This window comes from Bacillus sp. KNSH39, from assembly GCF_052656585.1.
This window is the reverse complement of the sequence record NZ_JBQXYO010000001.1, coordinates 3,296,903-3,312,069: the sequence shown is the minus strand read 5'-3', so window position 1 is coordinate 3,312,069 and position 15,167 is coordinate 3,296,903. Positions and strand designations below refer to the sequence as shown.

At 36.6% G+C, this 15,167-nt stretch carries 6 protein-coding genes and 1 pseudogene; 4 read left to right on the top strand and 3 right to left on the bottom strand.

Features of this window, described 5'->3' with window-relative positions:
- Positions 1–290 precede the first annotated feature (290 nt).
- Positions 291–465, top strand: a pseudogene (locus tag ACUL40_RS16995) (methyltransferase).
- A gap of 106 nt (positions 466–571) precedes the next feature.
- Entirely contained in the window at positions 572–925 is a 354-nt protein-coding gene (locus ACUL40_RS16990) for a YxeA family protein (RefSeq protein ID WP_065382071.1), read from the top strand.
- A gap of 28 nt (positions 926–953) precedes the next feature.
- Here the strand turns inward: ACUL40_RS16990 and ACUL40_RS16985 are convergent, their stop codons facing one another.
- Complete coding sequence (locus ACUL40_RS16985) at positions 954–1,415, bottom strand: DUF523 domain-containing protein (protein WP_000635496.1); 462 nt, start codon at positions 1,413–1,415, stop codon at positions 954–956.
- A gap of 80 nt (positions 1,416–1,495) precedes the next feature.
- On the opposite strand from ACUL40_RS16985, the gene ACUL40_RS16980 reads away from it, so the two are divergent.
- Positions 1,496–2,383 (top strand): helix-turn-helix domain-containing protein, encoded by an 888-nt coding sequence (locus tag ACUL40_RS16980; RefSeq protein WP_016125638.1) that lies wholly within the window; start codon positions 1,496–1,498, stop codon positions 2,381–2,383.
- A 10-nt stretch (positions 2,384–2,393) separates the two neighbouring features.
- Here ACUL40_RS16980 and ACUL40_RS16975 read toward each other — a convergent pair whose 3' ends face one another.
- Together ACUL40_RS16975 and ACUL40_RS16970 are read right to left on the bottom strand one after the other, a co-directional pair.
- The gene (locus ACUL40_RS16975; RefSeq protein ID WP_000391929.1) at positions 2,394–3,641 is read right to left on the bottom strand and encodes an MFS transporter; all 1,248 of its coding nucleotides are present in this window, start codon (positions 3,639–3,641) and stop codon (positions 2,394–2,396) included.
- Between the two features lie 217 nt (positions 3,642–3,858).
- Positions 3,859–4,338, bottom strand: coding sequence for a GyrI-like domain-containing protein (locus ACUL40_RS16970; RefSeq protein WP_000606647.1), 480 nt, complete (start codon positions 4,336–4,338; stop codon positions 3,859–3,861).
- Between the two features lie 437 nt (positions 4,339–4,775).
- Here ACUL40_RS16970 and ACUL40_RS16965 point away from each other — a divergent pair, with 437 nt between their 5' ends.
- Positions 4,776–15,140, top strand: coding sequence for an isopeptide-forming domain-containing fimbrial protein (locus tag ACUL40_RS16965; RefSeq protein ID WP_445423151.1), 10,365 nt, complete (start codon positions 4,776–4,778; stop codon positions 15,138–15,140).
- Positions 15,141–15,167 lie beyond the last annotated feature (27 nt).

Genomic DNA, 15,167 nt, shown 5'->3' with positions numbered 1-15,167 from the left:
GTATTTACCGAAGCTTCCTCCAAATTCAATAGCGTTATTGTGGATGTTGTTGCCGTATTATTTTTGTTGATATATACCGCAGTAGGGCAGCAATTGTAACTGGACGTAAAAGGATGCGGAGGAGTAGCAGTTTCCTTTTTGAAAAAAGGAGGGAAATATGGTGGAGGATATTCTTGAATTCATAAGGAAATACGTAATTAAACCTATTATTAGTTTAATAAGATACCTTGTAATAGAGATTATAATTGAGGGTATAATAGAAGGCGTAATAAACGGTATAAGGAAATTACGTGATAAGTGGCGGAATTGGCGTGAAAGACGTTATTGGCGGTAGTGTAGCTGAGAAGCGTGCGAAACAAAAACGTTATACAGAAGTTTAATGAAATGATAGAAATCGACCCGCATTTACAATCTGTACTCGTTCCAATTGGTGATGGAATGACAATTTCTAAAGTGAAGAAATAATTATTATCTTACAAAAGTGTAATGTTCATGTCATGTTTTTGAATTTCTTCTTTAAGCTCTGGGCTTTAAGATAAGAATATAAGAAAAAACATATGAGGTGAAGGAAATGAAAAGATACATTGCACTATTTAGTATTTTAGTTGTATTCGCAAGCTTGTTAGTTGGTTGTGATTTAAACCGTATGGGTAAAGATGAGTACTACGTTCAAATTACAGTAGATGGAAAAGAAGTTCATAGTAAAGCTGATAATGGTCAAAAATTTAAAGATTATGAATATAAGTTGACTGGCTTTGATAAAGACGGTAAAGAGAAAGAATTAGAATTTACAGCTCAAAAAAATCTTCGTAAAGAAGCATTCCTACGCGTATATCACTCAGATAAAAAAGGTGTATCAGCTTGGGAAGAAGTAAAGAAAGACGAGCTTCCAGCGAAAGTGAAAGAAAAATTAGGTGCAAAATAAGAAAGAAAAAAGGAATTGACGAACAGGGTCAATTCCTTTTTATATTCTCAAAATCTTCTTCTGAAATGACTGTAAATCCATGTCTTTTGAATAAAGCAGTTGTTACCCCGTAACCAGTTTGTTTATTCCCGTTAAATTCTCCAGTGTAAATTGTAGAACTACCACAAGATGGACTACGTTCTTTCAAAATAATATATTCTGGGTGTAAATTTTTAATTTGTTCTAGCGCTTTATAAGCACCGCTCACGAAAGCTTCTGTAACATCTTCACCATCTTTTGTCATCACTTTCGCTTTTCCGTCCAAAACGTCGTCGCCATTCCCGCCAATAATTTCAGCAGAAGGACGAGGTGTTGGCAGTCCTCCTAATACTTCAGGACAAATGAGGACTGTATCTTCTTTTTGCAAAAGCTCCTCTATTTTTGAAACGAGATTGTCATTTCCGTCATATCGACAAGCTATACCACCTAAACAAGCGCTAATTACGATCATATTTTCATCTCCATTAAAAAAATATTAAATTCCACGCCAAATTCTCTTCCTGCCTCTTACTTATAAATGAGGTGATATAAATGGGAAGCTTATATAATTTAATGAAACCATACAGTGAATTTCGAAGTAAAGAAGAGTTTAATACATATCAAAAACAAGTTTTGAAACATTATCGATTTCAATTAAATAAAACGGATGCTACCATTATTCATTTTTTAGGAAAGTATGCAGTGAATGAGAAACAGAAAACAGTGGGGGTTGCTTGTCCATTAATGGAGACGATTGCTACAAATGTTGGAAAGAGTATTCGTACAGTACGCCGCTCTATTGCAAAGTTAGAGGAACTAGGAATTATAAAGCGTGTTGCGACAAAAGAAAGACATAGGCGCGGCGGATATAGTGCGAACTTATATGTATTTCTTATATCTGCAATTGACCGCATGGATGACCGTATGAAAATGTCCGCATGTGAAAGTGAGGATTATACAGCTGGCTGTAGCGGAAAGGAGCAAAAAAGCGAAAGGGAAACAATTCTTTCTAAAAACATTCCACAAATAAAAGAAAAAAGAAAAATAACGTACGAGCTTGATGAGACGTATTGCCGTCATGATATACCGAAGCCTTTTATATACGCACTTCTGCCGATGACGAGTAATCCGAAGAAGATTAATATATTTTGGAGTAAGGTGGAACTTGCATATAAAAAGAGTGGATTACTAGAGCAAGGTGTTTTACTGGAGCAAATATTAGCTGATGAAGAAGTGTATGGGAATTTCATTTGGCGCGTGAAAAGTGTTGTGAGGGCGTATAAATACGGGGAAATCCGTAAAAATGTGAAGGCACTTTTATATAGTACAGTGCGGGATTTATTTTTAGAGGTTGGATTAGAATGGGGAGCAGCTGTGAGAAGAAGTAAGGGGATACCGTTATTTGATCCTTTTAAAAAGGAGCCATGCGTAAATGCATGACTCCAAGTAGTTAATCAAACTTTCTTACAACTGGAACACGAATCGCTACAAAGAGTACGAAGACAATAACGGCGATTGCACCGCTTTTCATAACGGTTACGATTGGAATTCCTATTGCAAGCGCGATGGATGTGAATGCATAAGAAAGCGGGATAAAGCCCATTGATGATAGCATAAGCAAACTCATTACGCGCCCCATCATTTCTTCTTTTACTGTCGATTGAATCATCGCCATCAGTGGAACGATAGCCATTGCGATTGTAATACCGTAAAACATGCCAGCTAATAATGCTTGCCATAGTACGGTACTAAAGTTGATGGATAAGAAGAAGACACCAGACAGTAGCATCATGATAATGCAAAATAGACCGCGTCTACGATTAATATTTTTTAAACCGACAATGACCGCACCGATTGCCATTCCGCCGCCGACAGACGCTTCTAAGTAACTAAACTGGAGCGAATCACCATGCAGCACGTTTTTAACAAAAAGCGGGAAACCAACTTGCATCGGGCCGATTAAAAATAGATTTAAAAAAGCGCTACAAATAAGGAAAGTTGAAAGGAATGGCGATTCCTTTACATATAAGATTCCTTCTTTAATGGAAGTGAACATACCTTTATCTGTATCTTTTAGTTCTGGCATCGTAAATTGTATTTTTTGAACGAGTATGGCTGCGACAATCAGTAATAAAATTGTAATAGAAAATATTGTCTCGTAGTTTGTAAATTTGATCAGAATTCCGCCAAGTACAGGGCCTAAGATGACCGATGCTTGGTTCGTCATTTGTGTAAGTGAATTCGCTTGTGTTAACCGGCTTTTTTCTACCAATTCAGGTAAGATAGATCCATCTGCTGACCAGAAAAAAGCATCAGCAAGTCCAAAGAATAAAGCGAATAAAGCAAATGTATATAGTGTTACATCACCAACGATAAACCATGTGAGAATGGTTGCGACAAGAATCGCTCGAATAATATTGGAGTAAAACATAATATTTTTTTTCGGGAATTTATCAGCTACAGCGCCGCCGATAATCATAAAAATAAGCCTTGGAACACTAAGAGCTACGAAAACAACACCGAGTGAAGCTTCAAGGTTTAATGTTTTTGCTATGTACCACGTTTGTGAAAAAGTAAAAAAGGCTAAAGCAAAGCTTGAAAAAAGAGTAGCTGCCCAAAGAAAAAGGAAATTCGTATTTTTTAATAACGGTTTTCCGCTTCCTTCTAAAGCAGTTTTATTTTGTTGTAGTTCCTCCATATTGCTTCCTTTCTATGTGACAAATTTAAACTAAAAAACCAGTAAACGCCCGATTGGTGAGGGCTAATACTTAATGGGAGATGTCCCCACTGATTATAGTTTCACTTTATACAGTTTCTAATATTTCTATACTGCACTTTCTCATTGTAGACAATAATAATGAATTTGCCCAGTAGCTATTTAACGACAAAAAAAGATGCCGAATGGGCATCTTTTTTTAGGCTAACGCAATATAAATATCCAATTGTGCATGATTTGGGTCTAATGCTCTTTCGTCGTAAAGCTCGAAGTCTGTTGTGAAGGCACGTTTATTTTCTTTCGACCATTGCCAAATATATTCCCAAGCTTCGCAAACGACTTCAGCAACTGGTCCCTTTCTCGTTGTAAATACCGCATATGTAGCAGCAGGTATTGTTAAAGTTGTCATATTTTCAGGAACGTCTTCTAATGAAGAAACGGGCGTACCGATTGTGAATGTATATGTACCAGTTTCATCTGATTCGTAGTTTGAGTAGAAAGCAAATGTTGCTTTCGTTTTTTTGTTTGGGATGTGATGCATCATTTGTTCTTGGAAGTAGCGGTTCCAAAGCTCGGGGATTTTTCCTTTAGTAGATGCCTCTCTTTCGTTAGTCGTCGTAACTGAAACGCCGATTGCTTGGAAAGCTTCTTTTTTCATTATAATGGGCTCGTTAATCATGAAAATTCCTTCTTTAAAATAAGAACATTCGTTCCTGATTTTAATATAACATATTTTTATATATGGAGTTTTTTTGAAAATTTTAATTATAAATAAAAATAAGTAAAAAATGGTAAAATTTCTATTTCGTGTACAAATAGATTTGGGAGTATGTTAAGATTTTTATGTATCCTTTAACTGTTATATAAACCTATACAATAGGGCATTTTTTACTATGTTAAAAAATGGTGAAGGTTTGTATAAGTGTCCGATATATATATGCTATTTTTGATAAATTAAAATAGTAATATTCTATGAGATTTATATTGTTGACATTGGGATTCAACAATACATTTTCGTAGGTCGGATTGTTGCGAGTGGATATATATTGCTATGTATACGGCTACGAAATTAAGTAGACGGATAGCAAGCATATAGAAAGGAGAAAGGTAAAAAATATGAAACAAGTATTGAAGTGTTTTAATGTCGTAACAATGATCACACTTCTCCTATCCATCATATTGCCTTCACCCAGTGCTTTTGCAGAGATAAATAAAAAAAGCTGGGATGAGTTACAAGGAAATGATGTGAAAATTAAGGCAGAGCAAGTAAATGCCGAAATATATAAGGGGGAAGTAGCTAAGAGGGAGCACGTATTTCAATATACGATTGAAAATACGGGAGATACACCAATTCAAGAATTGGTGCTTAAACAAAGTAATGAAAATCAAATTACGTTCCTCTCGCAATCTGTGAAAGTAAACGGAGAGAAGTTACCTGAAAATAAAGTAGCGGATTTCTATGTAGAAGAAAAAGATAAGGGAGGAAAACTTCTTTCTTCTAATCTTAAAATTCGAGATTTAAAATCACACGAAAAAATGACGGTGCTAATAAAGGCTAGCCGCACGCAGCATTTTAATAAAGAATACAAACAAAAGATTAGTGTGCAAAAAGATCAAGTACAAATAGGAAACATGTCTGTAGACGTTGAGGGAATCCCTTCTGAAGAAAAGGTAGCAGCTAATGCCGATGAGGAGGCTGACAGTAGTAAGAAAGAAGTTGGCCCATCAGCTAATAATACAATTAAAAAAGTTGATGAAAAGCTAAAAGTATCTGTAGAAGATAAAAATAACCCTACATCAAAAACAGAACTACCAGAACAACCAGTAACCGAAGCTGAGAAACAGCCAGAAAAAGAGGCAGTAAAGCAGAGTGTTGCAGAAGTACAAGCTGCGTCAGAAAATGCTTCGAAGGTTCAAATCCAAACAGGAGATAAACAAGGATTTGGAGACCCGTTGTATTCTATAATTGCTCCTGGTAATTTAGTACAGACTGGTAATGTAACACTTGGTTTGACGACCGATCATTATGGCAGACAAAGTCTGGGGTATAAGACGAATAAAATGACTGTGGACGTTGATAACGATGATAGTACTTTTAATTCGTCAACAGGAGCTTTTCCTAACATTCCTGCTGGAAGTAAAGTGAAAAAGGCGTATTTATTTTGGACAGCAGCTATGGGAACGCCAACTTATCCATCTAAAGAGTATAGAGTTAGCGATGCAGATGTAAGAGAGCCCGTTAAAATGAAAATGGGGAATAAAGGATACGCTGAAGTAAGTGCTGATAGTATACGAAAAGCGGATTATTTACCGTATATTTCAAATTACTCGGGTGCTGGTGCCGGTTATGTTGCATATGCTGACGTAACAAATGTAATTGCAAAGCAAGGTATTTCTCAAACGGTGACAGTTGCGAATGTGCCACAAATTAAATTTGAAAAAGGCAGTGGTTACTACTGGGGCAACTGGAATCTTATATTAGTGTATGAAAACCATAAAGAAACTGTAAAAGATATGAAGATTTGGGAAGGGTTAGTTGCTCAAAAAAGTGCAGCCTGGACAACTATTGGTATTAATAAAATAAACACGCCAAAAGAAGGGGCTTTTAAGGCGAAATTTAGTTATTTCTCGTCACAAGGAGATCCTGCTGAAAATGATATATATGCCTATGATTTTGGGCAGTATGATTTTGGATTCGGTTATAAAGATTTAGAAAACATTAACGGTAAAAAAAATGATGTTAATGATTCATCTATGACAGAAGTGCAAGTGGATGGTACTAACGAGTTTGTTACGAAAAAATATCCAGGATATAATCCGGATTGGACAAATTCATTTAGTACTGATATTCATACGTATCATCTTGAAGGACCTGCTAAAGTAAAAAATGATTTAAAAGAAGGTAAAATGCAATTTAAAGCAAATGGTGCTACTGGTGATATTTACGTATTAAATAACGCCACATTCGTTACAGAGCATAATGCTCCAAACTTACAAGTTGATAAAAAGGCATTAGATAGTACCGGTAAAGAAGTTAAGGAAATTAAAGCTAGTGAAGAGTTTACGTATCAAATTGAAGTGAAAAATGATACGAAAAATAACCAAGCACCGGTATCGAATGTAAAAGGTTTTGATAAATTAGATGAACGTTTAGAGTATGTTCCGGGATCTATACAATATATTTCTGGAAGTAATAAAGGAAATAAAACAGATGATGCAAGCGATGATGAAGCAGAGTTTGTAAATAATCAAATTGATTTCCGTGTTGGTGAAGGTGCTAATGCTAAAGACGGCGGTGTTTTAAAGCCGGGTGAAAGTACCGTTATTACATTCAAAGTAAAAGTGAAAGATTCTGTACAATCAGATACAACAGTAAAAAATATCGTTGTTGTAAAGGGACAAGATAGTACCGAGGTAAATTATGAAACTGCAGATGATGCAGATATTACGGTTACGACTCCAAAAGAGATCCCTGGAGAAATAGAAGCTAAAAAAATAGCATCTAATAAAACACCGAAACTAGGTGAAGAAGTAGAGTATCGTATTACATTTAAAAATAAGACAAAAGATGGACGTCTAGATGTATTGACGATTGAAGATGAATTACCAAGCAATCTTGAATACGTGAAAGATAGTTTGAAAGCAGAAGGTGCAAAACCAGAGCCAGTAGAGCTGAAGTTTGAAAATGGAAAAGTAATTGCAAAGTATCCAGAAATTATGGATATGGAAGAAAGAAGTATCGTCTTTAAAACAAAAGTAAAAGAAACTGCAAAAATTGGTGAAGAAATTGTTAATAAAGCAACCGTTAGTGATAAAACAAATCCACCAAAGAATCTAGAAGAGAAGATTACACCACAGCATAAGGCCGGTAAAATTGCTGCAAAGAAAAAAGCAACAAATAAAAAGCCGAAGCTAGGAGAAGAAGTTGAATATCAAATTAGCTTCCAAAATACGGTGGAAAACGGAAAACTAGATGCAGTTACAATAGAAGATGAAATTCCAGCTAACTTAGAATTTGTTCAAGGCAGTGAGAGAGCTGAAGGTGCTGAACCAAATCCAGTAGAGTTAAAAGTAGAAAATGGTAAGGTAATCGCAAAATATCCAGAGATTACGGATACAAAAGAGCGAAGCATTGCCTTTAAAGTGAAAGTAAAAGAAGAGGCAAAAGCCGGAGAAACGATTGTTAATAAAGCGGTTGTGAGTGAGCCGAATGGACAAACTGAGCATCCAGAAGAAAAGATTACGCCGGATTATAAATACGGTAAAGTGGATGTTGAAAAAAGCGTAACGAATCAAACACCAAAACTAGGAGAAGAAGTAGAATACCGAATTAGCTTTAAGAACACGGTAGAAAACGGAAAACTAGAAAAGGTGCTAGTAGAAGATACACTACCTAAAGGTGTTGAATACGTGAAAGATAGTTTGAAAGCTGAAGGTATAAAACCAGAGCCAGTAGAACTAAAAGTGGAAGACGGCAAAGTAATGGCAAAGTATCCAGAAATTACGGATACAGAAAAAAGAAGTATTGTTTTTAAAGTGAAAGTAAAAGATTCGGCAAAAGTAGGGGAGGCAATCGTAAATAAAGCAATTGCAAAAGATCCGAAAAATGAGCCTGTTGAATCAAAGGTTGTTATTACACCGCAAAGTAAAAAAGGTGAAATTGCTGCTACAAAGGTAGTTAATAATAAGAAGCCAAAGTTAGGCGAAGAAATCGAGTACCGCATTAGTTTTCATAATACGGTTGAGAACGGAAAACTTGAAGAGGTGCGAGTGGAAGATACAATTCCAAAAGGTCTTGAATATGTAGAAAATAGCATCAAGGCCGAAGGAGAAGCACCTGGACCAGTAGAATTAGCTGTTGAAAATGGGATAGTCAAAGCTAAGTATATCGATATTATGGATATGAAAGAAAGAAGTATCGTCTTTAAAGTAAAGGTGAAGGAAGAAGCAAAAGTAGATAAAGAGATTGTCAATAAAGCAATTGTTGATGATACGAAAAATCCACCGATTGAGCCGGAGGAAAGAATTACTCCGCAACATAAGGATGGAATAATTGATTCGAAGAAGACAGTAGATAATCCATCACCAAAACTAGGAGAAGAAGTAGAATACCGAATTAGCTTTAAGAACACGGTAGAAAACGGAAAACTAGAAAAGGTAATAATAGAGGATACAATTCCTAACGGTTTAGAGTATGTAAAAGGCAGTGAAAAGGCTGAAGGTGATAAACCAGCTCCATTAAAGTTAAGTGTGAAAGATGGAAAAGTCATTGCTGAATACGAAAATATTACGGATATGAAAGAAAGAAGTATTGTCTTTAAGGTAAAGGTGAAGGAAGAAGCGGAAGTAGGTAAGGAAATCATCAATAAGGCAATTGTGGATGATATGAAACATCCGAAAGAACCAGAAGCAAAAATCACACCATTACACAAAGATGGAAAAATTAAAGCGAAGAAAAGCGTAAATAATGAAACACCGAAGTTAGGAGAAGAAGTAGAATACCGAATTAGTATGAAAAACACGGTTAAGTACGGAAAGCTAACAGACGTGATAATAGAGGATACTTTACCAGAAGGTTTAGAGTATGTAGAAAATAGTTTGAAAGCAGAAGGTGTCGGAACAGATTCAGTAGAGCTGAAATTTGAAAACGGTAAGGTAATGGCAAAATATCCAGAAATTATGGATACAGAAGAAAGAAGTATCGTTTTTAAAGTGAAAGTAAAAGAAGGAGTAACAGTCGGTAAAAAAATCATTAATAAAGCAACTATTGATGATTCGCAAAATAAGCCAGTTAATCCGACTGCGGAAATTATTCCTCAGTATAAAGATGGAAAACTTGAAGCAAAAAAGATGGTAAATAATGAAACGCCGAAGTTAGGAGAAGAAGTGGAATACCGAATCAGCTTTAAAAATACGGTAGAACATGGAAAGCTAACAGAGGTAAAGATAGAAGATGATTTACCAAATGGATTAGAGTATGTGAAAGATAGTGTAAAAGTAGAAGGTTCTAAGCCAGATCCAGTGGAATTGAAATTTGAAAACGGTAAGGTAATGGCAAAGTATCCTGAGATTACAGATACAAAAGAGAGAAGTATTACCTTTAAAGTGAAAGTAAAAGGTAAAGTGAGCGATTCAATTGTTAATGAAGCGATTGTGAGCGATACGAAACATCCGCCAGAAACACCGACAGCAGAAATTATTCCGCAACATAAAGACGGAAAAGTGAAAGCGAAGAAGACGGTAAATAATGAAACGCCGAAGTTAGGAGAAGAAGTAGAATACCGAATTAGTTTTAAAAACACGGTAGAAGACGGAAAACTAGCAGAGGTGAAAATAGAAGATACTTTACCAGAAGGTTTAGAGTACGTAGAAAACAGTGTGAAAGCAGAAGGTTCTAAGCCGGATCCAGTAGAATTGAAATTTGAAAATGGTAAGGTAATGGCGAAGTATCCAGAGATTACGGATACAGAAGAAAGAAGTATCACTTTTAAAGTGAAAGTAAAAGATGAAGTGAAAGTCGGTAAAAAAATCGTCAATAAAGCAATTATTGATGATACGAAAAATAAGCCAGAAACAACGACGGCAGAAATTACTCCACAGCATAAAGACGGAAAAGTGGAAGCGAAGAAAACGGTAAATAATGAAACACCGAAGTTAGGAGAAGAAGTGGAATACCGAATTAGCTTTAAAAATACGGTAGAAAACGGAAAGCTAGCAGAGGTAAAGATAGAAGATGATTTACCAAATGGATTAGAGTATGTGAAAGATAGTTTACGAGCAGAAGGTTCTAAGCCAGATCCGGTAGAACTGAAAGTGAAAGATGGAAAAGTAATCGCAAAATATCCAGAAATTATGGATACAGAAGAAAGAAGTATCGTCTTTAAAGCGAAAGTAAAAGAAGAATTTAAGGTTGGTGAAGGCATTGTCAATAAAGTAGTTGTTGATGATACAAAAGATCCAACAACTTCAGAAGTAACAATTACGCCAGAATATAAAGACGGTAAGCTTAAAGCAGAGAAATTTGTAAACAATAAAAAACCGAAATTAGGAGAAGAAGTAGAATACCGAATTAGTTTTAAAAACACGGTAGAAAACGGAAAACTAGTAGAGGTTACAGTAGAAGATGAAATTCCAGCTGGATTAGAGTACGTGGAGAACAGTTTACAAGCAGAAGGTTCTAAACCAAGTCCGGTAGAATTGAAATTTGAAAACGGCAAGGTAATGGCAAAGTATCTAGAAATTGCGGATACAAAAGAAAGAAGTATTATTTTTAAAGTGAAAGTAAAAGAAGAGGCAGAAATAGGAAAGGAGATTGTTAATAAAGCAATCGTAGTAGATACAAAAAATGAGCCAGAAGAGCCTCGTGTGGAAATTACTCCGCAATATAAAGATGGTAAAATTGCTGCGCAGAAAGTAGCAAATAATCATAAACCGAAACTAGGAGAAGAAGTAGAATACCGAATTAGTTTTAAAAACACGGTAGAAAACGGAAAACTAGTAGAGGTAAATATAAAGGATACATTACCAAATGGTTTAGAGTATGTAGAAGGCAGCATCACAGCAGAAGGTTCTAAACCGAAACCAGTAGAGCTACAGGTGAAAAATAATAAGGTAATGGCAAAGTATCCAGAAATTACAGATACAGAGGAAAGAAGTATTGTCTTTAAAGCGAAGGTAAAAGAAAGCGTAAAAGTGGGAGAAGAAATCGTAAATGAGGCAATTATAGATGATACAAAGAATCTGCCAGAAGAGCCTTATGTACCGATTACACCACAATATAAAGATGGGAAAATTGAGGCAAGAAAAGAAGTAAGTAATCATGAACCGAAGTTAGGTGAGGAAATCGAATATCGAATTATTTTTAATAATACGGTGAAAGATGGAAAACTAGCAGAGGTAAAAATAGAAGATGAAATTCCAGCTGGATTAGAGTTTGTAGAAGGAAGCGAAAAGGCTGAAGGTGAAGAGTCAAAACCAGTGGAGCTGAAAGTAGAAAATGGTAAGGTAATGGCAAAGTATTCAGAGATTATGGATACGAAAGAAAGAAGTATCGTCTTTAAAGTGAAGGTGAAAGATTCAGTTGCAATAGGTAAAGATATCACAAATAAAGCGATTATCCATGTTGATGATCCGAACCATCCAGTAATTGATCCGACAGCAAAAATTACACCGCAATATAAAGACGGTAAAATTGCTACTCATAAAAAGGTGAATAATCATAAACCGAAGCTAGGGGAAGAAATCGAATACCGAATTTCATTTAATAATACGGTGAAAGATGGAAAACTGGCAGAGGTGAAAATTGAGGATGAAATTCCGTCTGGTTTAGAGTATGTGAAAGATAGTCTAAAAGCAGAAGGTGATAAGCCAGCACCAGTAGAGTTGAAAGAAGAAGCTGGTAAGGTTAGTGCGAAGTATGAAAATATCACTGACATGAAAGAAAGAAGCATTATCTTTAAAGTGAAGGTGAAAGATTCTGTTGAAGTGGACAAAGCAATTGTAAATAAAGCAATTGTTGATGATACAAAAAATCCACCAGAGCGACCAGAAGTAGAAATTACCCCGCAGCATAAAGACGGTAAAGTTAAAGCTGATAAAAAGGTAAATAAAAAAGATCCAAAGCTAGGAGAAGAAGTAGAGTACCGAATTAGTTTTAAAAATACGGTAGAAAACGGAAAACTAGCAGAAGTGAAAATTGAGGATCAATTACCAACTGGTTTAGAGTATGTGAAGGATAGTTTAAAATCAGAAGGTAATGAGCCAGCGCCAGTAGAGTTAAAAGAAGAAGCTGGGAAAATTACAGCGAAGTATGAAAATATTACTGATACAGCTGAGCGTAGTATTATCTTTAAAGTGAAAGTAACGGAAGTAGCAAAAGTCGGTAAGAAAATCGTGAATACGGCAATTGTGGATGATGACAATCCGAAGAATCCGCCGCAAAAACCAGAAGCGATTATTACGCCGGAGTATAAGGACGGAAAACTAAAAGCTGAGAAAACAGTAAATAATCCAGCTCCAAAATTAGGAGAAGAAGTAGAGTATCGAATTACTTTCCGTAACGTAGTAGAGCGTGGAAAAGTAGCGAAGGTGAAGATTAAGGATGAATTACCAACTGGCTTAGAGTTTGTAGAAGGTAGTGAAAGAGCCGAGGGAGAGAATCCGAAACCGTTGTATGTGAAAGTGAAAAACGGAATCGTCCTTGCGGAATATCCAGAAATTACGGATATGAAAGAAAGAAGTATCGTCTTTAAAGTGAAAGTGAAAGAAAAAGCTAAAGTAGGCGAAGAGATTGTGAACAAGGCGATTGTGGAAGATACAATAAATCCACCAGAGCAACCGAATATCTCTATTCAGCCTCAATATAAAGATGGTGCATTACAAGCAGAAAAAACAGTAAGTAATCATGAACCAAAGTTAGGAGAAGAAGTAGAATATCGAATTAGCTTTGAAAATACGGTAGAGAACGGAAAACTAACTGAGGTAAAGGTAGAAGATGAAATTCCAGCCGGTTTAGAATATGTACAAGATAGTATAAAGTCTGATGGGCCGGAACCATATCCGGTGGAACTGAAAGTAGAGAATGGAAAAGTAACAGCAAAGTATCCAGAAATTACGGATACGAAAAAAAGAAGTATCATCTTTAAAGTGAGAGTACAAGAGACGGTACAAGTAGGAAAAGAGATTGTAAACAAGGCGATTGTTGATGATAATAATCCGACGACTCCGCCAGTTGAGTCACTTATACCAATCACACCGCAATATAAAGATGGGAAACTAGAGGCAAGGAAAGAAGTAAGTAATCATGGACCAAAGCTAGGGGAAGAAATTGAATATCGAATTACTTTTAACGGCACAGTAGATGGCGGGAAGTTAGTTGATGTAAAGATTGAAGATGAAATTCCGTCTGGTTTAGAGTATGTGAAAGATAGTCTGGAGGCCGTAGGTGATAAGCCTGTGCCTACAGAACTTAAAGTAGAGAATGGAAAAGTAACAGTGAAGTATCCAGAAATTACGGATACGAAAGAAAGAAGTGTCATCTTTAAAGTAAAGGTAAAAGAAACAGCAAAAGTTGGAGGAGAAATAACAAATAAAGCGATTATTGAAGTGGATGATCCGAAACATCCAGTTATAGAACCGACAGCGAAAATAAAGCCAGAATATAAAGATGGTAAGTTAACAGCAGCGAAGACAGTAAGTAATAAAGAGCCAAAGCTAGGAGAAGAAGTAGAATACCGAATTAGCTTCAAAAATACGGTGGAAAACGGAAAACTAGATGTAGTTACAATAGAAGATGAAATTCCAGCCGGTTTAGAATACGTGCAAGGTAGTATTAGATTTGAAGGGGCTGAGCCAAATCCAATAGAGTTAAAAATGGAGTTTGGAAAAGTAATCGCCAAGTATCTAGAAATTACAGATACGAAAGAACGTAGTATTATTTTTAACGCGAAGGTAAAAGAAGCGCCGAGTAAAGGGATAACAAATAAAGCAGTAGTGGACGATAAAATAAATCCGCCACTTGAGCCTACAGTTACAATTTTACCGAAAACAAAAGAAGATTTTAAGATACCAGAAGATCCGAAAGAACCGAAAGAACCGAAGGAGCCAGAAGTGAAACCAGAAGATCCGAAAGAGCCGAAGGAGCCAGAAGTGAAACCGGAGGATCCGAAAGAGCCGAAGGAGCCAGAAGTGAAACCGGAGGATCCGAAAGAACCGAAGGAACCAGAAGTGAAACCGGAAGATCCGAAAGAACCGAAGGAACCAGAAGTGAAACCGGAAGATCCGAAAGAACCGAAGGAGCCAGAAGTGAAACCGGAAGATCCGAAAGAACCGAAGGAGCCAGAAGTGAAACCGGAGGATCCGAAAGAACCGAAGGAGCCAGAAGTGAAACCAGAAGATCCGAAAGAACCGAAGGAGCCAGAAGTGAAACCGGAAGATCCGAAAGAACCGAAAGAACCAGAAGTGAAACCGGAAGATCCGAAAGAACCGAAGGAGCCAGAAGTGAAACCAGAAGATCCGAAAGAACCGAAGGAGCCAGAAGTGAAACCGGAAGATCCGAAAGAGCCGAAGGAGCCAGAAGTGAAACCAGAAGATCCGAAAGAGCCGAAGGAGCCAGAAGTGAAACCGGAAGATCCGAAAGAACCGAAGGAGCCAGAAGTGAAACCGGAAGATCCGAAAGAACCGAAGGAGCCAGAAGTGAAACCGGAGGATCCGAAAGAACCGAAGGAGCCAGAAGTGAAACCAGAAGATCCGAAAGAGCCGAAGGAGCCAGAAGTGAAACCAGAAGATCCGAAAGAACCGAAGGAGCCAGAAGTGAAACCGGAAGTAAGATTGGAAAAATTAATTAAAGAGCCGCAAGTAAAAACAGAAAGAGAATTACCGAAAACAGGGGCAGCGTCTCCATGGATGATGTCAGTTGGTGCTGGAATTTCATTCTTAGTTGGCGGAGTATTATTCGTATTAGGTAGAAGAAGAAAACAATAATTTTTTTAGACGAAAAGCACACTGAAT